Genomic DNA, 20,348 nt, shown 5'->3' with positions numbered 1-20,348 from the left:
TGGAGCAATGGCGTCAAACAGCTGCCGAAAAAGCATGTTGTATATCTGAATCCAACTGCTGATACCAGGATAGAACTGAAACAGAAATCAGAAAGGAAGTCTGCATAAATATTTCAAAGATCATACTTCATCTATGTTGACACATTCCGACATCGGATGGAGACTTTATCTTTTTGTTCCGGGGGCTGTAGATTCTCCTCGATAGCTCCATGGAGGCAGCCAGAAGAGTTGCTTTTGCCGGTCCGATACCTTCGATTGAAAGAAAATCCTCCGCTTCAAAAACCCCCTGGTTATCATCGACAAGTTGAAGCACTTTGGATGCCAGTTTTTCTACGGGGTGTTTTTTTGTACCGCTCCCGATAAGTATCGCCATAAGTTCAATGTCAGAGAGGCTTTCTGCCCCGCGGTTTATTATTTTTTCTCTGGGACGGTCGTAGACAGACATGGATGATATTTTTTCGAGTTGGTATGTTTTCATATGTATTAATACTGGATAAATGGGAATCGTACTTCGAAAATATGGGATTTTATTTCAAATAAAAATGGTTATTATATAGAAGTAATTCTTTTATTTTTATACTTATTGGGACAGGTTTAATGGTAAATCATTTTCGACAGTTCCTTTTGTCCAGATTAATGTTTCTGATGTAGAAGTGATTCCTGTGGTAGTTATTGTTCCTCCTCCTGCTGTAGGATTCACTACATCGGGATCAGTGGCTTGTTTACATCCTGTCGTAACTGATAATAAACAAATGAAAAGATCGATACGAAATACTTTTGTTCTTTCCATTTTTTCCTTCCGCCACTTTAAGACTTTTTTAACGAAAATCTGTGTAGTGATTTATGAAAATTCAAAGAGATTGGTTTGTGGATAAATTATTTAGGTTTTTCAAAAAGAACCTTTTAAGGTTTAGTTGTTGAAAGAATAGGCAAATGATAATTGAAAATAATTTCAGGATCAAACTATAATTTAAGTTTATAGATCTTTTATGTATAGATAAAGTATAGTGATTTTCCAAGTCATTAAAAGATTCCAAGGGAGATGGCTAAATTCAGATGAGTGTATTATTGGTAGGTAATTGTGCTTTTCTTTAAAAGACTGATTTTTACATCTTTTATGGTCTTGGTCACCACTTTCAATTGTTTCTCTCAAGACCTGAAAATTGTCGATGTTTTTATCCTTGGTACGGGAAATAGTAATGCTCCATGGTCAGAATCTTTTGAATCAGGTTTAAAATTTTCACTAGATAGTAACAATATAAGATATAATCTCTTCACTGAATATCTTGATGTTGGCTCCTTTAATGAAAAAAACCAGTTCGATTTAATGGAATTTTTACTTAGCACCAAGTATGAGAAGATAAATCCTCAATTTTTGGTCACAACAGGGCCATCTGCAAGTCATTTTCTTAAAGAAAACTCCGATCTTTTTCCGGAGAGTCTTAAAGTTGGTATTAGGAACAATTTTGAAGATATTAAAAATTATGACTATTATTTTTCAAATAATAATAAATACGCAGAAATTGTCAGTGAGATGCTACGTTTGTCTGGGGCCGATTCTGTTTATGTTGTCGCTAATAATGATACAGAGAGCTATGCATTTCAGTACAATGATTTTTTAAGTGAATTAAAAAAAGAAGACGTTGGAATAACTGTATTTTTAAATATGAATATGGATGACTTAATCGAATCAGTTAAATCCCTTCCACCGAAAAGTGTTTTATTTTGTCTTCCTGTTGCAAAAAGAAGGGGAGATGAAATCTTAAATCCTCGTGAAGTTGTCTCGCAGTTAAATAAAGTTAGCTCATCGCCTATATTCGCAGATTCCGAAATTATTCTTGGGTATGGAATTGTCGGCGGTTACTTGTCATCTCCTTTTGATTTAGGAAAATCTGTAGGTGAAATTATAATCAGCGAAATAAACGGATATAAAATTGAAAAGAAAAGAGCAACACAATATCTGTATGCATATGATTGGAATGAACTGGAAAAATGGGATTTGACGACTAAAGCCAGAAAAGATGGTGTTTTTATTAATAAGCCCTTGAAAAACATTTCAGTTTTTACCAGATGGCAAATAGTGCTGTTTTTTATATTATTGTTTATTCTTCTCTTTATGACTCGTTTGGTTTTCCTGATCCTTAGGAAAAAGAAACTGAGTACTCAATCTCCTTTTATAGCTCTTTCTGATCGGGAACTGGAAGTAGCCAAAAAAATATATCATGGCGTATCTTTAAAAGAAATTGCTTACGATTTTAAACTCTCAGATAGGACTGTCAGTACTTATAAGAAACGAATAATGGAAAAACTTAGAGTTTCAGATAATTCGGAACTTATTCAGTTTCTTTTTAAAAATAAATCTTATTTAAAGTAAATTTCACCCGACACTACATTGTTTTTCGTAAAACACTACAGACAAATCTCAAATGAAATAAATTCAATATCTTAAAATTTACAATATGATGTTTCCTTCCTTAGTTGTTATTAGGCTTTAAAATATTTGTTATTTATAAACTCAATGTAGACGTGGCTTTAATATGAAACAGGATTCATTAATATAAAAAGTTTTTATGGGAGTGAGTATGAAAAAAAATCTTTATTCTTTTATTATTTTTGATGTTTTTTATCTTTATGAGTTGTGAACAACCTACGTCTACAACGACTAACGCGGCAAGGACTGGGCTTAGCTTGGACGCAAACTTAAGAGTCCGCATCCGTGCGGGCGGAGAAATAAGGTCTTAACCATACCATACTAAAATATGGTATGGAAAAAATAAAATTTGAGGAGCGTGTATGAAGAAGGAAAAGAGCATTATTTTAGGTCTCTTGATTGCGGCATCGTTATTGCTGGCAACCGGGTGTGATATGGGAGGAGGCACTCCGGCTGTAACTTATGCCATAGGCGACACCGGGCCAAGTGGCGTAGGTATTGTATTCTACGTAACTGATGGCGGGTTGCATGGACTTGAGGCGGCGCCAAGTGATCAGAGTACATCACAGGTATGGATAGAAGGCGGTTCAACACAAACAACTGTAAATGGCAATACCTCAACGGCAATAGGAACAGGATTGGCAAACAGTAATGCAATCATAGATCAAGCCGAACACACTGGAAGCGCGGCACAGGTATGCAGAAATTATACCGGAGGTGGTCTTAACGATTGGTTTTTACCGTCTAAAGATGAGCTAGATCTGATCTGGGATAACCTGGTTAATGACGGCACAAACTCAAACAACGGTGTTGGCGGTTTCGATGAAAGCAACTATTGGTCGTCGTCCGAGGGCAATAGTAGCAACGCGTGGAGCCAGACCTTCCTAATTGGTCTCCAGGGCAGCGTCTCTAAGGACAACTTAAGACGGGTTCGGGCTGTTCGGGCTTTTTAACTATTTATCTATTTAACTATTGGGGGTTTGGGGTAGTACTGCCGGTTCTGATGATGGGGTAGGTGTGCTGGCAACTTTTAGTGGACCGGCAGGAATTACCATCACCGGTTCGGGACCACTCTATGTGTCAGATAGAGGTTCTAATCTCATTCGTAAAATAGAATAGATGTATTAAATTAGGGCTGATGCAAAAGCAAAAGTAAAATTGCAACAGCCCTTGGGTTTGTTTTTTACATTCCCGGCTTGAATAAAGTTGTTATATGGTAAATTTACTACATTTAAAATTCGGGATATAATTTCATCTTTTTCAGTTTCATATGCTCGCGCTATGGCTTTTTAGACTTTCTGGCTCTGCTCCTGTAATTTTGTCTAAACGGAGGGATCACCTCCTCTAATCAGCTTTAGAACTGGACGTGAGACTTTCACCTCATCAGTTAATGTAGAAAATTTTCCACATTAAAACAGACGGGGATATCTGCTGCGCCTACCACCAGGCTTGCCGCCCGCAGGACAATTCCATCGATGCGGCAAGCAAGGTCGCCTTAGCCGGACCGATGCCGTCGATGGCGAGAAAGTCATCGGCCCGGATAATCCCCCGATCGCTGTCGACAAGCTGAAGGGCTTTTGCTGCGAGTTTTTCCACCGGGTTCAGCCTGGATCCGCTGCCGATCAGAATGGCCATCAGTTCGAGATCGCTCAATGCTTCGGGGCCCCTGTTCAGAATCTTTTCCCTGGGGCGGTCGAAGACGGACATCGCTGATATCTTGGAGAGTTCATATGCTTTCATACAATGCTCTACAGGAAAAAGAAAGCCGATGCTTTGGAGAAGGGAATAATTCCTTAAAATCATCTGGATCCGCCGCTATGGACCGGGAATCAGAGACCTGTTAACTTTTATTGGAGATCATTGTAAAATTCCATTTGAAATGACAGAAACCGGGACATAAGAGACGGGGAGAATATGAAAGAGAGCATCACATATCTGAGAATGAAACGACAGAATCTAATTGACGGTGAGCACTGGGGGGATTATGAACAGCTGTTCCGCCTCATGTCGCCTGTTCCGACTCTTTTCTGGACGACGCCCGGAGAGCCGCCGATTATTCAATACAGAACCGATAGGGATGACAGGACAGAGAACAATAATTTACGCTCCGACAGAACTATCATCAAAGGCCGTTTCCGCGGAGGAAGCATAGGATATATCTTCGCCGATGAGCTTCCCCTCTTCATGGCGGCCTATAAAAAAGACATTTCCGTTTATTCTGATATTGATATGACCGTATTGAAAATCCTCAGGAGCGAAGGCCCTATGAATATCGATATGATAAAAGAAATTACGGGTCTGCTGTCCAAACATATATCGGCTTCGCTGCAGAAGCTCCAAAAAGCCTTTATTGTTTTTGAAGACCAGGTCGATGGCGAGTGGGACAGATCGTGGTATATTCTCGAAGATGAGTTTTCTCATCTGGATCTCAATGCTTATACAAAGGAACAGGCCGTCGAGGAGATCCTGAGACGCTTTGCCTTTCTGAATGTATTTGCGGATGAATCCATGATCAAGTCCTTTACCAGATTTTCAAACAGAGACATAAAGCGCGCTATCTCATCTCTTGAGGAAAAGGGGATTTTTAAGGGAAAAGTAGTTTCAGGCGTTAAAGGATTCATTCTGTCCGGCGACGAGGATGAAATAGCCACATGCGCCGGAACAGTTCCCGACAAGACATTTGTGCTGGATTTAAATGACTATCTTGTGCGATCAAACGAAGCGGCGCTCAAGAACCGCTTTAATCCCGAACCGTTTAAGATTCTCCATTACATCATGAAGCGGGGCGAGTTTATCGGTATCGTTGCCGGCCGCTTCAGCTTCGGTCCCAATGAGTTGGAAAATGTTATATTAGATGTCAGTGATTTCGATAAAAATGAATTCCGCAATGAAATTGAGAAAGCCATCGGAAAAGTCTATCCGACGTATGATACGCAGCTGAAGAGATATTGTTCGCAGCATCGATTCTGAAAAAATCCGGCGATTTCATCAGACCAATCGCCGGATTTCCCCATCGAAGCAGCATAAAAACTGATTCAAGATCTCACTGACAGGCTATTCCCTTTTTCTCAGCCAGGAGTCAACCTGATAAAGTGGACCCGCGCTGTTGCCGATTTTCTCAAGAGCGTCTACGATTTCATGGGCTGCGTCTTCCTCTTCTACCTGTTCGGTAACGAAATAGTTCAGAAACACTTCCGTGGCTATATCATCGAGGTCCCGCGAGAGCTTTACCAGTTTGTGAATCGTGCTGGTAATATACTTTTCATGGGCAAGGGCGGCTTTGAAAAGCTCCAGCGGTGTGTTCCAGGTTAACTGCGGCTCTTTCACCTCTTTAAATACCACGCGGCCCTGTCTGTCTTTCACATATCCCTGGATTTTAAGGGCATGCATCAGTTCCTCCTGGGCCTGTTTTCTCATCCAGTGGGCCATCCCGCCCCATCCCATTTCATCAAGGTCGGCAGCCATCGCCATATAAATATACATGGAATTCATTTCTTCATTTATCTGTCTGTTTAAGGCATCAAGTATCTTCTTCTCCAATTTATTCCTCCTGTAAAAGGTAACCCGAAATCTACGGGCTCCTATATTAAAAGTTTATTCTGATGGTTTGCATTGTCAAGGAAAGAGATAAGTGCTTCAGGCTTAAGACGAGTTAGAGACATCACCGGATCACCTTATCTCCCGCTTTCCGCAGATACTCTTCAGGGATGGTTATGCCCAGCCTCTCTGCTTCTTTCAGATTGAAAGCGACACCCGTTTCGGGCCACTGCGGTATAATCTCCCCTATTTGCGTACCGGTTAGAAGTTTTTCCGCCATTCCGGCCAGCTGGACTCCCATCTGTTCAAGATCGGGAAAGATGGACATGACCGCCCCCCATTCTTCCATTACATCCTTTTCCCCCAAGCCGATAAGCGGCTTTCCCGATAGGCGGCGAATGGTTCTTGCGTACTCCGGCTGGACACCCATCTGGTCGTTGGGAGAGAGAAAGATATCCACCATGGGATCCAGTTCAATTATATATTTTTCCGATAGCATGGCCATTCTGATATGGCCGGCTTCGCTCTGTACAAATTCGACTGTGCGGAAATGAAAATTCAGCGACTGGAATTCTTCTTCGATGAGAATTTCATCAAGCCATTTGCGATAACTGCGGGACTGGGACATATCGGCATAGATAAAACCGATATCCTTTGCTTCCGGAAGAACGGCCATGATAAACCTCAATCTTTCCCGTACCTGAACAGGATAGGCAACTCCGGTAAAGTTGGAATAGGGGTGACTTGAAAAATCTTTAATGAGGTTCAGGCTGACAGGATCCGTGACGGCTCCGAAAAGGAATTTATATCTGAAATTATTCAGAGCGAAACTGCTGAATTGGGCTGCAGCCACAGTCCCGTTTATAAAAATCAGATCGTAATCTTTATCTTTTTCCGTCAGCCAGGCCCGTTTAGCCAGTCCTTCCTGATTGGCGAGAGACCATAAGCTGATATCGAGGATGCCTCCTTCGGAGAATCCCTTCCTTTCCAGTTCTGCCAGTAGGGAATCCCTCACAGGGATATAGGGATCGGCTGCCTGCGAATCAATTATGAGCAAGCTGAATGAAAAGGATTCGACCCCGGTAAAAAGTATAAGAATCATTACAAGAATAATATTGGATAAAGAGTCATTCTGTTTCATCGTCTAATGAAATTGTACTCTTTTGCAAGCTATAAAACAAAGGGATAATTTTTTAATATGTTTGAATCCTCTGCCTATAGGTAAGATAATTAATAACAGGTCATCAGGCACGCTATCTATGAGCATTCTTGCGCAAAAAAATGAACGGGAATGGAGAAATTCGGGTACAATACTTTATGCTGGGTAAAAACAGATTTAATAAACATTACAGTTCTCTCGATTCCACGGAACGCAATAAAGCTTTTATTCTCTTACTGATTCTCCTGGCCATTTTTATTTTCTGCATATTCTTTTCCATAAGTGATTTTCTATCCGGCCATCTTTGGGACAATCCCGGTTTTTTTATGATCGGAGCGGTTAGTCCCATTATGATTCTCCTCCTTCTTAAGGGGTATTACCGCATTACAGTTCCGGCGGTTTTGTTTGTTTTTACTTTTATTCTCTCATTTTCCCAGATTGTCGGAGAATTCCGGGAAGTTGAGATTCTCGGTTTTGTTCTCATTATCTCATTTGCCTCCATATACGGCGGTCGCAGATACTCCATTCCCATTACCATCTATTGCGTCGTTTATTTGACAGTTCTGTATTTTTTAAAAAGAGATCTTCAGACTTTCTCTCAGGCTTATCTGCCCTATTCTCTGTTTTTTGTCATACTTATTTCCGCGGTTAATATTCTGAACAGCTGGATTCTGGAGCGGAACCTTTCACAGGTCAGCGAAGAGGTTCAGAAACGAACCAGGGAGCTTAATGCCTCGAAAGAGTATGCCGAACTCATTTTCCACCATAATCCCAGTGCCGCCTACACCGTCGACCAGAGCGGGCGGATACTGGATTTCAATATGAAGGCAGAGGAATTGACCGGGTATGAGAAAAAGGAATTGGTCGGGGTCAATGAAACCATTCTGGTTCCCCGGGTGGAGCAGTCTCTTTCGGAATATCATTTTGACAAATCGGGAGAATCGGTGGGGACTCTTATTTCCAAAGAGGGGAAGGAGCGAACCGTAGCCCGATACAGCGCTCTTCTAACGAATGAAAAAGGAGAGATAACCGGTAAAATCGTCAGCTTTACCGATCTGACTGAGTGGAGGGAATTCGAGCGGTACAAAACAGATCTGGAGAGGGTTATACGCCATGATTTAAAAACGCCTCTCAATTCCGTGATCGGTTTTCCCGCTATCATGCTCGCCGATAAAAACCTGAGTGAAGAATACAGGGAATATCTGAATATCATCAGAAATTCAGGTCTGTCTATGAAGAAGCTCATAGAAGCTTCCCGCTATCTCTACAAAATAGAAGAAGGGACATGGCAGCCGAATCCGGAAAACACCGATATCATAGCTCTGCTGAGACAGATCGAAGCCGATCTTACGGAACTGCGGTCCCAAAAGAAGGTCAAGGTCCGTATTCTCATTGACGGGAAACGAGCGGAGCGGAATGACAGTCTGATTATTATTTCTGAAAAAATTCTCATTCAGATGGTTCTGAGCAATCTGATCAAAAATGCCATAGAAGCTTCCCCATCCGATTCTGATGTCACGATAGAGATCTCTCGCTTGCCGGGTCTAGCCATTTCCGTCCATAACAAAGGGGTCATTCCCGAAGAGATAAAAGAGAGATTTTTTGAAAAATACGTTACCATGAATAAAAAATCGGGGACGGGGCTCGGGACCTATAGCGCCAGGCTGATGTCCCGGGCAATTGGCGCTGATCTCACTTTCACGTCAAACGAGCAAGAGGGCACAGTTCTCAATTTGTCTTTCTCCTCTTAATCCTTTTCGGATATATCGCCTGACTTAAGCTTGACTAAATCATTTATTAGAAGAAAAATATCTAGTCATAAGATAATTTCAAAAGAGGTTCTTTAAAAATGGGTGATTGCGAATTCATCGAAAAATGTCCTTTCTTCAATGATAAACTGGGCAACAAGCCGGATCAGGTCGAGGAAATGAAAGAGAAATACTGCCGAACCAATAATCTCAACTGCGCAAGGTATATGGTTGCCAACAGCCTGGGGGCCGAAAAAATGCTCCCCGATCTTTTCCCCCACGAGAAAGACCGGGCCTATATGCATATAGCTCAGAACGGCTAGTAGCCGTAGTGCAGTTCCACTCCGCCTCCCAGGACGTGGCCGTTATCATAACCGGAAGAAAATAGAGGAGCGTAAAATGCTTTCACTCCCGGAGTCCAGTTGCCGCTTCTGCCGTGAAAAACGATTCCGGCGGAAGCGGTGAACAAAGGTCCTGCGGAAAAAAAGGATTCCCCTCTGTCTTCCGGTGCGGAATTATAATCGGGGCCGTAATGAAAAACAGCGCCCAATCCTCCCCCCAGAACAATATCGATTTTCTCCGATCCCGTAGGAAATAAATACTCATAAGTGACCTGCGGCTCGAACTGCATCATTTGAAAAGCGACTCCGAACAATATGGGACGCATGACGGGAATATTGACAGCGAGAGTCCCTCTCTCTCCGGCAGGGATGCGTATGTCGAGATAGACTTCCATAATCGGGCCGCCTTTTACGCCCTGGGGTGACCCGACACACATCCTCACATCATCATAGCGGCCGCCTCCCAGTATATGGAGACCTATGGTCGTCTTTCTCTCTTCGCCGGCCGCAAAGGCAAGGGGCAGACAGAGAAAAATAAGCGTTGTTATCAATTTGTTTTTCATTTTCAAGCCTCTTCTTTCTTATTAAAATGTTCAGGATATATTTCCGCGGCGCAGTCGGGACACAAACCATGGGAAAACTCGGCGTTGCTGTGTTTTTTTATGTAGGTTTCCAGCCTGTTCCAGTACCCCGAATCATCGCGTATTTTTTTACACCGGGCGCAAATGGGCAGGAGCCCGTTCAGTGTATTCACTTCCGATAGCGCCTTCTTGACTCTTTCGTCGAGCAGGCGGTTCATTTCCTCCAGTCTTCTGTTTCTGTTTCGCAGATATAAGCTGATTATTAGTATGATCAGGAGAAACAGGGAAGCGGTTATGCCTATGGTCAGTATGGTTATCCGGTTTCGTCTGAAAAACGACTCCGGAGCATACTTGACAGAACTCCCCGGCGGCAGATCGGATGTACTGATTCCGAATCTCTCCATTTCTCTGTAATCGAAAACGAACTGATTGCCGCCCCCTTTTTCTACGGGAATCGCATCGAGAGGTGTCCCTTCCAGAATCTGCAGTGCGATTCGGCTGGCTTCCTCCCCCTGCCTGGTCGCGGAGATAAGCATCCCTCCGACAATTCCTTTTCCGAAATAAAAATCCCAGGATCCGTATATAGGCACATTAACTTCGGATCGAACCATGGATATGGCATCGTTGTAGGAAATGAAGACGCCGTTCTGATCGATATTCATGACAAGAAGATAAATCAGGTCCCCGTCGCCGAGATTTCCCAGGGATTCGTCTATGTTATCGATGGAGAAATCCCTCAGGTAATCGAATGTGAACTGATCGCTGTAATCTTTGACAACGGTTTGGAGCTCTTCCATTACGGCGTTTCCCGTCGATGTTCTGTCGACTATGAAAATGATATGAGACCGGTCGGGATGGAGACGGCTTATGGCCTTCATATTGGCATGAAAATCAATTGATTCTGTGATCCCCGTAATATTCCTCTGTCCCTTGAGCATGGCAGGAGTGAAATTGTTGACTCCGCAGAATACAATAGGCACCGGACCGAACAAATCTTTTCCGTTGGAGGTGAGGAAGTCCAGGGCATCATTATCGGAACAGATTATCAGATCGAAATCCAGTTCGGCCAGCTGGGTTTTCTGCTTTTCGAATTCTGTAAGTCTGTTAAAGTAATCAGAGCCGGAATTCCTTTTCGTGTCGAGATATTCGAAATACAGTTCATAGTGCCCTTCGGCTTCTCCGAATGTTCTTTTCACAGCTTCGGTAATGCTGTCTGTCCATAAGAGACCCTGATGGTAGGAATGCATGACAAGAATCTGCTTCGAGGCAGTATTGCCGCTGAAAACCGGAAGTAGGGAAAGTAGTAATACCAGTAGAAAGACAAGAGGTTTTCGATTCATATAATAAGAGTAGTTGACCGTTTATGGATGTTCAAGTTTTCAGTGCGGATTAAATAATTATGAGACCGGGCTATCTATCTTTTTATTAAAAGTTCCATCACAAGTCTGCCGTTTTCCGGAGAGGAAAAAAAGATCTTTTTTTTAAAAAAAAGATTGCTTCCGGAACGCTGAGGTTTTATATTTATAACAAGTTCTTCGGAACGGAAATCTTTGATTTGAGGAGGCTGATTATTGTTGAATAATGAGGGTGAGCCACCAAAACTAAAAGGTTTTATGAATTGATTTTTTAACAGATAATCTCCGCAGGAGGTTATAGTGAACAGCTGTTCACAGTTTGGAAGCGCAGATACCGAAAGGGTAAATTCTGCGCTTTTTTTTGTTTTGCTCCGATAATAACAACACCTATGAAAATAGAGAATAAAAAACATGTACCACGGGAGAATGGAAGCGGTTCCGGCGGGAAGGTCCGGAAAACTAATTCACCTTCTCCCTCAAGGGTCTCTGGAGAGAAGGCAGTCCGTTCCGGTCAGGCCATTGATGATTTAGGAAATTTGATCGGAAAGCTGAAAAAACTCTTATCTTTGTCAAAAGGATTTGCGGGAAGAGAGATCCGCGGTGCACCTGCCCTGATTTCGCTTCTCTCTCTGCTCGAGTCTGCTGAGCCTGTTCCGGGTAGCGGCGACTTGAAACTGGCAGAGAGGTTTGTTTCTCTCTGGATTGAGCAGCATGGAGCTGAGTTACCGGCCGGAACCGCAAAAGGACTGTCGGAACTGGAGTCGGTTCTGCGCAATTTGAATTGGAGTGAAGAGCCGTTCTATATTGTTACGGATCCGGAGAATAATAGCGATGACCGGCATTGGCGCATGACTGTGGGCCGTAAAGAATCAGATGTGCCGGATATGGTTGAAGATAAAGAGGCTTTTTCCTGCCGGATCGATTTTTCATCTCCTCGGCTGGGTGATGTTTCAGTCATTCTTCAGGACGGAGCGGTGAAGCGCAGCTGCGCTTTTGTTTCTGCAGATGAAAGAGTGAGAGCCTTGCTGAAAAAATCTATCAGATCCTTAAGAGCGCAGCTCGAGAGACACGGCATGGAAGTACCCCGGATTTCTGTCATAACGGACCAGGCCCGAAAGAAGAACATTGCCGGTGAAAACAGGAAAAGGGGGATTGACCTGTGGGGGTAGAAAAAGGAGCGGCCGCTCTGAAATGGGACAGAGAAAAAGATGATGCGCCACGGCTTATCGCATCGGGACGGGGTTATCTGGCCCGAAAAATCCTCGATCTTGCCGAAGAGGCGGGTATTCCTCTGGTCGAACAGGAGCCTCTGACCAATATTCTGCTATCCCTTCCTCCGGGGCAGGAAATTCCTCCGGAACTCTTTGCACTTGCGGCAGAGGTCTATGTATTTCTTATGGAACTGGACAGCTCTTTTCTCTATACTTAACTTAATGAAGAAAAATCCCTTATTCCGCTTTCTCGATACAGTCTGTGGGGAAATCGCCCTATTTGAAACGACCGGAGAGGTTGATCGCTTTTTTAAAGATTCTGTCCGGCATCTGATGAAGATTTCCGGAGCATCTCTCGGGGCCATTTTCGGTTATAATGAATTAGAAGATGAACCCGTTTTCCGGGTGGGATTCGATTCGGGGGATTTCTGGGACAGCCTTCGCTGCAGCCGGGAGGGATTGCCTGTGCGGTTCTCTCTCGATAAAGAGGAAGTGGACAGAGCCTTTCGCGAAGGAACCGTTCGACTTTTAGGGGATGTTTCCGGAAAAAGAGAAGACAGTACACTTCAATCAAAAATAATCGTCCCATTTTTGCGGGGAAACGGAAAAAACGGGATTCTGCTTCTCGGACACCGCCATGCCGACGCTTTCTCTCATATGGACAAAGCTTCGGTTATGGAAGCGGCATCGCTCTTTAGCGATCGTCTCTCCGATGCCCTTGTTTTCATCAATCATCCCGTCTGTAAACTGGATCAGGAGATTTCAGGAAGAATGGTTCTGAAGGGGATGAAAACCTCCGAAGGAATCGCTTCGGGTAAAGCCCTGCCCGAATGGAGTGATATGGAGACGGCTGCAGAGAGCCTCCAGCCGGCGGGAACGAAAGAAAAGGAAGCCGCCCGCTTTGAGCAGGCCCTCGAGCTCTCTCTCAGACAGCTGGCTCAGTACCAGGATTCAGCCGCTTCGGGAGAGTCGGAAATCGTCTCCATGATTTTTACAGCCCAGATCTACATGCTTAAGGACCACAGCTTTATCAGCAAAATGAGGGCATTAATCAATGAGGGCAGAGAAGCCTCCCATGCTGTTTGTCAGGTCATCAATGAATACGCCGACCGTTTCGCCTCCATGACAGAGATCCGTTTTGCCGAAAAAGCCCAGGATGTGCGGGATCTCGGCTTCCGCCTTATCAGCAATATGTCGGAAGATGGGGACAAGGGGTTTTCCTACGAGGGGCGCATAGTCCTCTGCCGGCACATTTATCCCTCCGATCTCTTCAGGCTTGCTGTGGAAAAAGCTTCAGGCATCGTTCTCAAAGGCTCTGGAGTGACTGCTCATATTTCCATTCTGGCCCGCTCACTCGACGTGCCTGTCCTGATCTGCGAAGAAAAGACTTTTCTGACAATTCCCGAAGGGACTGATCTTATACTGGATGCCGGCGAAGGGAAACTCTATATCAATCCCCATGAAGAAGACCGGACCCGGCTTCTGGCGGAAACGTCTCCGCCGCGCCGTTCGGAAAATATCAACAGGGTTCACGGATGCAGTGCTGACGGCATTCCCGTCCGGGTCATGGCTAATATCAATATTCTCAATGATGCCAGGGAAGCGGTGCGGCAGGGAGCTGAAGGTATCGGGTTATACAGGAGCGAGTTTCCCTTTATCCTGAAAAACGACTTCCTTCTTGAGGAGCAGCAGTACCGCATATACAGAGCTATCGTTAAAAGTCAGCAGGGCAAACCGGTTATCCTCAGAACCGCGGATATCGGAGGGGACAAACTGCTCGAAGGGCGGAGCGAGACGGAGATGAATCCTTTTCTCGGAGTCAGAGGGATTCGCTTTTCCCTGGCCAACAGGGGAATGTTCCGCGAACAGCTCAAAGCCATGCTGAGAGCGGGGGACGGCGCCGATCTGGGAATTATGCTCCCCATGGTTTCCAGTGTCGAGGAAGTTCTGGAGGCTAAAGAGGAAATTTCTATCTGTGCAGCCCATCTTGAGGCAAGAGGTGTCGCTTTTCAGAGAAATCCGAAGATCGGAGCCATGGTGGAGCTGCCTTCCGCAGCTATGTCAGTAGGTGATCTGGCGCGGGAAACTGACTTTCTCTCCATCGGAACCAATGATCTTATCATGTATCTGCTGGCTGTGGACCGGACCAACGAGAACCTCAGCTATCTGTATAGATGCCACCATCCCGCCGTATTACGGGTCCTGGCAACCATCGCCGGGGAAGCCGGGGATAAGATACAAAATCTGTCGGTTTGCGGCGACGTGGCTTCCGACCCCCTGATGGTTCCTTTTTTCGTCGGAATCGGGATACGTAATCTGAGTGTTTCTCCCTATTCCGTAGAACCGGTAAAACAAATTCTCAAGCGCTATACCATTTCCCATATGGAGCGGATCAGTCGTGAAATGCTGTCGATCAACCGGCAAAAGGAAATGGATGAGTTTATCGGGAGTTTTACAGGCCTGTGAAGCGTCTTTTATTTCTTTTTCATATCTGTCTTTTTTCTCTTTCCCTGTTCAGCGAGAGCGGATCTTCCGATCCTTTCAGAGTCGCTGCCGTCGGGGACAGCATAACCTGGGGATTCGGCTTGGAAAAGCGCTATGAAAATTCCTGGCCCGCCGTTGTAGAGTCCCTTTCCGGAGGAAGATTCGAAACAGGAAATTTCGGGCGGAACGGCGCCACTCTGACTGACCTGGGAGACCGTCCCTATAAAGACACCGCTCAGTATTCCAGAGCATTGGAGTTCAATGCGGACGTTGTCGTTATCGCTCTGGGTACCAATGACACGAAAATCGGAAACCGCATTTTTCTCGACAGCTTCAAAGAGGATTATCTGGAACTTATCGGGGCGTTTCGACAGGAAAATGAACCCAGGGACATTTATCTCTGTCTTCCTCCCCCTGTCTTTCATAATCGATGGGGCATGGAGGGATCTCTGCTGGATAAATGTCTTATCCCCCTGATCCGGGAGATTGCCGAAGAGTCGGGCTGTCAGGTTATCGATCTCCATTATCCTCTTCTGGATCATCAGGAGTATTTTGCCGACGGTGTTCATCCCGATGGCAGAGGCGCGAGAATGATAGGAGAATTAATTTTTAAACAGATTATGAACTAATCTATTTTTTTTTCCTTCCGATAAAAATATTGGGTCTCTTTAATATTTTTAACTGCAGGAAGGATTTACACCCTTGGTTGACGCATCTCCGTTAACAAAAGATCTATTCTCATCCAATGAAGATACCACTGAGGCTTTCCGGGATAACCGGACAGGGCGTCAGGTGCCCAAAAGAGACTTCATTAACCGGATCAATTACACCAACTTTGAGAAAATCCCTCTCTCCCTTATCTTCAGACACAATACTTTCGGACGAACCATCCGCATACCCGCCTATTCCGAACCCTGCGTATCCGATGAACTATCGCTGAAATGGGTAAAAGGCCATGGGGAAGGGGAAAACCTCGAGAGCTTTCATCTGGAAAATATCATGATTCCCGGTTTTGACAATACTCTGGAATTTTCTCCCAGTAATTGTCTGATCCATAGCGACGGTATTTCCGTTTCCCTGCCCGAATCGGCATATGAAATGCAGCGGCGGGAGAAGGTCCGGGAACTTTGCCGTTCCATCGAAGTTACGGTGATACAGAACGGAACCATGTTCACGGGGCTTCTCAGGAATTTTCACTCCAGCAGTTTTCTTATATTTCTGAACAGAAAGGACAACGGTTCGCTGAAGCTCCTCAACAGGGAAGAACAGATTTCCCTGCTGATCCGTAACAATAATGAAATGATCTTTTCGGGAATCTGCACGGTCGGCAGTTCCAGAGATATTCCCGGGGGGAGTGAGCTCGTTTTAAAACCCGCTTCAACCAGTTTCAAGCGATTCAGAGCAAAGGAGTACCGGGGCGAGCGTTATGATATGAACTCCTCTATCCAGGTCCGTTTCCGCCATCCCCTTTCGGGACAGGACAAATCTTTCAAGGTGAAGGATCTCTCGGGGTCGGGAATTTCCGTAAAGGAGAGAGCGGACCGATCTGTTCTCTTCGCAGGGCTTCTGATTCCCGATTTGAAAATCACCCTGCCGGGCAATAATTCCATGCTCTGCAAAGCTCAGGTTATCTATTCGGGGAAAAACTGCGAGAACGATCCGGAGCACCTCCTTTCCGGACTGGCCATACTGGATATGAATCCTCCGGAATACACCCGTCTTCTCGACTATATACACTATGAAATCGACAACCGTTCCAACATCAGCCATTCAGTCGATACCCACGCTCTCTGGCGTTTCTTTTTTGAGTCAGGTTTTATCTATCCGGAAAAATACAAGTTTCTCCTTGAGGATATCGACAGAATCAAGGATTTGTACGACAAACTCTATAACGAGCAACCCGCTATCGCCCGGCATTTCATCTATCAGAAAGAGAATCAGATACAGGGCCATATGTCCATGCTCAGGTCTTATGAAAAATCGTGGCTTCTCCATCACCATGCCGCGAGCAGCATCAGCGGGCAGAATACGGGACTGGATGTTCTCAATCAGGTGGGTAGCTTTACAAACAACTGCACACATATCGAGAGCATGCATCTCGATTTTCTATTCTGCTATTTCCGCAGGGAAAACAAGTTCCCCAACCGCATGTTCGGCGGTATGGCGGAAAAGATCAATGACCGGAGCAAATGCTCTCTGGACGACTGGGCTTATTTTCACTTTGAGCAGGAAGAGCCCGCAGAACTGTTTTCCTCATCGGAATGGCAGCTCGCTCCCTCGACTGAAGGGGAGCTGAGGGACCTCCAGTCTTTTTACGACCGGAAAGAAGGCGGTCTGATGATGAAGAATTTCAATCTCGATGACGGAATGCTCGACAGCGGCACGCTCCTCCGGGATTACAGCGAATCGGGTTTCTCCAGAGACGTAACATTTTTCTCTCTGAGAAAAAGCGGAACCGCCTGCGCTGTCATAATGGTGGATAAAACCGATGCGGGTCTGAATATGTCGGACCTGACAAATTCGCTCAAGCTTTTTATCATCAATCCCCTGGAACTGGACCGGACGGTTATAGGTAGAGCTCTCCGGTTTCTGGGACAGCGATATCCCGGACAGGGGCGGATTCCCACTCTGGCTTATCCTCTGGATTATGCCCGGGACCTGAAACTCCCTATTGATAAAATCTATACCTTATGGGTCCTGAATCTTGAGGCCGGTGATTCCTATTTTCATCACCTGAAGAAACTGATAAGAAAAATCCACCATTAGGAAAGCAAATGAAAGAGACAGTTATGGAGAAGAAACCCTACAGCAGCCGGATAATTGACAGCTACATAAAACTCATTAAATCCCGCTACTCCTATATCGATCTCGATGTTCTCTACGAGTATGCCGGTATCGAACCCTATCAGGTGGCCGATCCGGGACACTGGTTTTCTCAGGAACAGGTGGATCTCTTTTACGAAAAACTGGTTCAAATGACGGGGCAGCAGAATATCGCCAGAGAAGCGGGCCGGTTCTTCTCTTCTTCCGCCAATAAGGGAAACCTCATTCATGAAATTTTTATAAGCATTCTCGATCCCATTACTGCTTTTAAAAAAGTGGAGAAAATTTCGGCGAATTTTACAAAATATACCGAGTACAGAACCAGAAAGCTGTCGGGCAATTCGGTTGAGATCCTGTTCAGTGTAAACCCTTCAGTTACGGAAAAGCCTTATCAGTGTGAGAACAGAAAGGGAATGATGGAAGCTGTTCCATCCGTTCTGGGTCTTAAACACGTCACTCTGGAGCATCCCGAATGCCTTTTTTCCGGTGGAAAGTGCTGCCGTTATGTCGTCAAATGGGAAGATTCCCCTTTAAAAATCATGAACAAAATTCAATGGGGCGGCTTTCTTGCGCTTCTCAGTGCCAATGTAACCAATCTGGGGCTGGGCATGAAATTGCCTCTTTCTCATTCCCTGATCGGTTCTGCTGCTATTTTTATGGGACTTGGTTATGTGACGAAAAAGCTCGAAGTGCAGGAACTGCGCTCAAAAACCGATGCCTTTGAATCAACAACGGAAAAGTTCTTTCATCAGATCGATGTCAATTACAATACAACAGTTATCGCCCGGAAAGTAAGCGAAGTCATCAACTCGAAAATGACAATCGAAGAAACTGTCGAAGGTACCATCGACGCCATCCGGGAATTGCTGGAGTTCGACCGGGGGCTCATTCTCCTGGTTAATAAAGAAAAGACAAAACTGCAGTTCAAAAGCGGTTACGGTTACAACGCCGGATTTCAGGAAATGCTCAACACGACAGATTTCAGCTTGACCAACCCCCATTCGAAAGGGGTGTTCGTTGTCTGTTTCAAGGAGCAGAAGCCTTATCTCATAAACAATGTGGAGGATATCAAGAAGGACATGAGCCTGAGAAGCATTGCTTTTACCAAGAGCATCGGAGCCAAGTCCTTCATCTGCTGTCCCATTATCTGCGATAACGATACCCTGGGTATCCTGTCCGTTGACAACCTTCATTCCCAGAGACCCCTTCTTCAGAGTGATATCAGCCTTCTGATGGGCATTGCCTCTATCGTCGGCGTGGGACTGAAAAAGATTCAGCTGATGAAGGCGCGGGAGACTCAGCTGCAATCGATAATCAAGGTTCTGGCCTCCAGTATCGATGCGAGGGATCCCCTGACGGCGGGGCATTCGGAAAAAGTGGCGGAGTACGCCGATGAAATCTGCCGGAGAATGGGGCTTTCCACCCGTTACCGCGATATGATCCATATAGCATCGATGCTCCACGATTACGGAAAGATCGGCGTTCCCGACAGCATCCTGAAAAAGAACGGCCAGCTATCGGCGCAGGAATACGATATTATCAAGACCCATGTGGTGAAAACCAGAACCATTCTGAACCAGATCAATTTTGAAGGGGATCTGGCGGAAATCCCCGACATAGCCGCCTCGCATCACGAACAGATTGACGGCGGGGGGTATCCCATGGGGTTGAAAGGCAATCAGATTCCTCTGGGTGCGAAAATCATCGCTGTCGCGGACTTCTTTGACGCCATAACATCACGGCGCCATTACAGGAGCCCCATGTCGGTCGAAATGGCGATAACCGCCCTGAAAGCCGAATCGGGCTGGCACCTCGATCCCCATATCGTCGATGTGTTCTGTGAGTATTTGAATGAAAACCTGCATCCCTTAAAGGATAGTTACACGCCCTTGATGCCTCTGCAGGAAATCAACGGCGTATAGGTAAATCGTCCGGGATCGGCAATATATCGAAGGCATTCGGCAGCGAATTCCTCGAATCCTCCTTCGTACTCGGGAAAATCGTATGGCGAGCTGCTTAATCCTATGGTTAGCTTTTTGGTCCAGTTATAACTGTCCGTTTCATTCATTTCCCCGAACATCAGGTGATGGGTTCCCACATGTACATCAATCTCCTCGAGTCCCAGTCTGTGCATATGGGAATAGAGTTTTCTGCCGGCATAGGGATCGAAATCCGAAACGGCGCTCAAAGCGGCCACGCTTTCCTCAAGGGCTTTTTCCAGTCTCTCGGGTATGCCGAAGTGATTCAGGCTGTTGTGGTCCAGATCAATCAGACAGAGAATTCCGCCGGGACTGAGCATCGAGGCGAATTTCTGAACCAGTTCGAACTGGCTCTTTTTGTGATATTCCAGAAGAAAGCGGACCCAGATAAAATCGAATTGGCCCAGATCGTCGAGAGGTTCGTATATATTTCTCTGTTCAAAGGTTAGGCCGTCCCGGCCGTAGGTCGCCCGGGCATAGTCGAGTCGGTCCTGTGATAGGTCCACGCCTGTGACCGAACCGGAAGGACCGGTGAGCTCTTTCAGAAAGGAGCTGGTCCGTCCGCTGCCGCAACCGATATCGGCGACGCGCATTCCTTCTCTGAGACCAGCCCAGAGAGCCTGTTGCTTGACGGCGTCAAAGCCTGTCTTTTTTTCCAGCCTTTCAATTTCATCGCGGCTTTCCATAAGGTAGTTCATA

At 45.4% G+C, this 20,348-nt stretch carries 19 protein-coding genes; 11 read left to right on the top strand and 8 right to left on the bottom strand.

The genetic code is table 11. The features are described 5' to 3' along the window. Positions 1-127: 127 nt before the first annotated feature. Positions 128-478: a UPF0758 domain-containing protein gene (locus tag HNR50_RS17040; protein ID WP_184747996.1), complete on the bottom strand. Its 351-nt coding sequence runs from the start codon at positions 476-478 to the stop codon at positions 128-130. Positions 479-580: 102 nt separating this feature from the next. After that, a complete protein-coding gene (locus HNR50_RS17035; RefSeq protein WP_184747995.1) occupies positions 581-790 on the bottom strand; it encodes a hypothetical protein in 210 nt (69 codons plus the stop codon). A gap of 327 nt (positions 791-1,117) precedes the next feature. On the opposite strand from HNR50_RS17035, the gene HNR50_RS17030 reads away from it, so the two are divergent. Together HNR50_RS17030 and HNR50_RS17025 are read left to right on the top strand one after the other, a co-directional pair. Further along, the gene (locus HNR50_RS17030; protein ID WP_184747994.1) at positions 1,118-2,374 is read left to right on the top strand and encodes a LuxR C-terminal-related transcriptional regulator; all 1,257 of its coding nucleotides are present in this window, start codon (positions 1,118-1,120) and stop codon (positions 2,372-2,374) included. 419 nt (positions 2,375-2,793) lie between these two features. After that, positions 2,794-3,384, top strand: coding sequence for an Lcl domain-containing protein (locus HNR50_RS17025; RefSeq protein ID WP_184747993.1), 591 nt, complete (start codon positions 2,794-2,796; stop codon positions 3,382-3,384). Between the two features lie 484 nt (positions 3,385-3,868). On the opposite strand, the gene HNR50_RS17020 is transcribed toward HNR50_RS17025, so the two are convergent. After that, on the bottom strand, positions 3,869-4,171 hold the full coding sequence (locus tag HNR50_RS17020; RefSeq protein ID WP_184747992.1) for a UPF0758 domain-containing protein: 303 nt from the start codon (positions 4,169-4,171) through the stop codon (positions 3,869-3,871). 174 nt (positions 4,172-4,345) lie between these two features. Between HNR50_RS17020 and HNR50_RS17015 the strand changes: the two genes are divergently transcribed. After that, positions 4,346-5,401, top strand: coding sequence for a hypothetical protein (locus HNR50_RS17015; RefSeq protein WP_184747991.1), 1,056 nt, complete (start codon positions 4,346-4,348; stop codon positions 5,399-5,401). 84 nt (positions 5,402-5,485) lie between these two features. On the opposite strand, the gene HNR50_RS17010 is transcribed toward HNR50_RS17015, so the two are convergent. Then, entirely contained in the window at positions 5,486-5,971 is a 486-nt protein-coding gene (locus HNR50_RS17010) for a ferritin (RefSeq protein WP_246434057.1), read from the bottom strand. 121 nt (positions 5,972-6,092) lie between these two features. Continuing rightward, on the bottom strand, positions 6,093-7,070 hold the full coding sequence (locus HNR50_RS17005) for an ABC transporter substrate-binding protein (protein ID WP_184747990.1): 978 nt from the start codon (positions 7,068-7,070) through the stop codon (positions 6,093-6,095). Positions 7,071-7,285: 215 nt separating this feature from the next. Here HNR50_RS17005 and HNR50_RS17000 point away from each other — a divergent pair, with 215 nt between their 5' ends. Next, positions 7,286-8,878, top strand: a complete 1,593-nt coding sequence (locus HNR50_RS17000) for a sensor histidine kinase (RefSeq protein ID WP_184747989.1) — start codon at positions 7,286-7,288, stop codon at positions 8,876-8,878. A 98-nt stretch (positions 8,879-8,976) separates the two neighbouring features. Beyond that, positions 8,977-9,198, top strand: a complete 222-nt coding sequence (locus tag HNR50_RS16995; RefSeq protein WP_184747988.1) for a hypothetical protein — start codon at positions 8,977-8,979, stop codon at positions 9,196-9,198. Here HNR50_RS16995 and HNR50_RS16990 read toward each other — a convergent pair. Both HNR50_RS16990 and HNR50_RS16985 read right to left on the bottom strand, forming a co-directional pair. Further along, positions 9,195-9,779, bottom strand: a complete 585-nt coding sequence (locus HNR50_RS16990) for a hypothetical protein (protein ID WP_184747987.1) — start codon at positions 9,777-9,779, stop codon at positions 9,195-9,197. The genes HNR50_RS16995 and HNR50_RS16990 overlap by 4 nt on opposite strands. Before the next feature lie 2 nt (positions 9,780-9,781). Continuing rightward, positions 9,782-11,137, bottom strand: a complete 1,356-nt coding sequence (locus tag HNR50_RS16985) for an ABC transporter substrate-binding protein (protein ID WP_184747986.1) — start codon at positions 11,135-11,137, stop codon at positions 9,782-9,784. 404 nt (positions 11,138-11,541) lie between these two features. On the opposite strand from HNR50_RS16985, the gene fliK reads away from it, so the two are divergent. The 6 genes from fliK (at position 11,542) to HNR50_RS16955 (ending at position 19,592) form a co-directional block, all read left to right on the top strand. Further along, complete coding sequence (gene fliK, locus HNR50_RS16980; protein ID WP_184747985.1) at positions 11,542-12,321, top strand: flagellar hook-length control protein FliK; 780 nt, start codon at positions 11,542-11,544, stop codon at positions 12,319-12,321. Then, positions 12,312-12,581: an EscU/YscU/HrcU family type III secretion system export apparatus switch protein gene (locus HNR50_RS16975; RefSeq protein WP_184747984.1), complete on the top strand. Its 270-nt coding sequence runs from the start codon at positions 12,312-12,314 to the stop codon at positions 12,579-12,581. The genes fliK and HNR50_RS16975 overlap by 10 nt, the downstream gene beginning before the upstream one ends. Before the next feature lie 4 nt (positions 12,582-12,585). Beyond that, positions 12,586-14,829 (top strand): phosphoenolpyruvate--protein phosphotransferase, encoded by a 2,244-nt coding sequence (gene ptsP, locus HNR50_RS16970; protein ID WP_184747983.1) that lies wholly within the window; start codon positions 12,586-12,588, stop codon positions 14,827-14,829. After that, positions 14,826-15,476, top strand: coding sequence for a GDSL-type esterase/lipase family protein (locus HNR50_RS16965; protein WP_184747982.1), 651 nt, complete (start codon positions 14,826-14,828; stop codon positions 15,474-15,476). The genes ptsP and HNR50_RS16965 overlap by 4 nt, the downstream gene beginning before the upstream one ends. Before the next feature lie 73 nt (positions 15,477-15,549). Then, positions 15,550-17,613, top strand: a complete 2,064-nt coding sequence (locus HNR50_RS16960) for a PilZ domain-containing protein (RefSeq protein WP_184747981.1) — start codon at positions 15,550-15,552, stop codon at positions 17,611-17,613. 8 nt (positions 17,614-17,621) lie between these two features. Continuing rightward, positions 17,622-19,592 carry an HD domain-containing phosphohydrolase gene (locus HNR50_RS16955; RefSeq protein WP_184747980.1) on the top strand — a complete coding sequence of 657 codons (1,971 nt, stop codon included), beginning with the start codon at positions 17,622-17,624 and terminating at the stop codon, positions 19,590-19,592. Here HNR50_RS16955 and HNR50_RS16950 read toward each other — a convergent pair. Continuing rightward, entirely contained in the window at positions 19,550-20,347 is a 798-nt protein-coding gene (locus HNR50_RS16950) for a class I SAM-dependent methyltransferase (RefSeq protein ID WP_184747979.1), read from the bottom strand. The two genes, HNR50_RS16955 and HNR50_RS16950, sit on opposite strands and share 43 nt — an antisense overlap. Position 20,348: the final 1 nt, after the last annotated feature.

The sequence above is a fragment of the Spirochaeta isovalerica genome, from assembly GCF_014207565.1.
GTDB classification, from domain to species: domain Bacteria; phylum Spirochaetota; class Spirochaetia; order DSM-2461; family DSM-2461; genus Spirochaeta_F; species Spirochaeta_F isovalerica.
Note: the sequence above shows the minus strand (reverse complement) of the source record. Positions and strands in the feature narration are given on the sequence as shown.

Bases quoted from the DNA above. Each gene is read 5' to 3' on its own strand.
- fliK (WP_184747985.1), top strand. From the start codon at position 11,542: ATGAAAATAGAGAATAAAAAACATGTACCACGGGAGAATGGAAGCGGT.
- HNR50_RS17015 (WP_184747991.1), top strand. From the start codon at position 4,346: ATGAAAGAGAGCATCACATATCTGAGAATGAAACGACAGAATCTAATT.
- HNR50_RS17030 (WP_184747994.1), top strand. From the start codon at position 1,118: ATGGTCTTGGTCACCACTTTCAATTGTTTCTCTCAAGACCTGAAAATT.
- ptsP (WP_184747983.1), top strand. From the start codon at position 12,586: ATGAAGAAAAATCCCTTATTCCGCTTTCTCGATACAGTCTGTGGGGAA.
- HNR50_RS17040 (WP_184747996.1), bottom strand. From the start codon at position 478: ATGAAAACATACCAACTCGAAAAAATATCATCCATGTCTGTCTACGAC.
- HNR50_RS16955 (WP_184747980.1), top strand. From the start codon at position 17,622: ATGAAAGAGACAGTTATGGAGAAGAAACCCTACAGCAGCCGGATAATT.
- HNR50_RS16950 (WP_184747979.1), bottom strand. From the start codon at position 20,347: ATGAACTACCTTATGGAAAGCCGCGATGAAATTGAAAGGCTGGAAAAA.
- HNR50_RS17020 (WP_184747992.1), bottom strand. From the start codon at position 4,171: ATGAAAGCATATGAACTCTCCAAGATATCAGCGATGTCCGTCTTCGAC.
- HNR50_RS16990 (WP_184747987.1), bottom strand. From the start codon at position 9,779: ATGAAAAACAAATTGATAACAACGCTTATTTTTCTCTGTCTGCCCCTT.
- HNR50_RS17005 (WP_184747990.1), bottom strand. From the start codon at position 7,070: ATGATTCTTATACTTTTTACCGGGGTCGAATCCTTTTCATTCAGCTTG.
- HNR50_RS17035 (WP_184747995.1), bottom strand. From the start codon at position 790: ATGGAAAGAACAAAAGTATTTCGTATCGATCTTTTCATTTGTTTATTA.
- HNR50_RS17000 (WP_184747989.1), top strand. From the start codon at position 7,286: ATGCTGGGTAAAAACAGATTTAATAAACATTACAGTTCTCTCGATTCC.
- HNR50_RS16985 (WP_184747986.1), bottom strand. From the start codon at position 11,137: ATGAATCGAAAACCTCTTGTCTTTCTACTGGTATTACTACTTTCCCTA.
- HNR50_RS17025 (WP_184747993.1), top strand. From the start codon at position 2,794: ATGAAGAAGGAAAAGAGCATTATTTTAGGTCTCTTGATTGCGGCATCG.
- HNR50_RS16995 (WP_184747988.1), top strand. From the start codon at position 8,977: ATGGGTGATTGCGAATTCATCGAAAAATGTCCTTTCTTCAATGATAAA.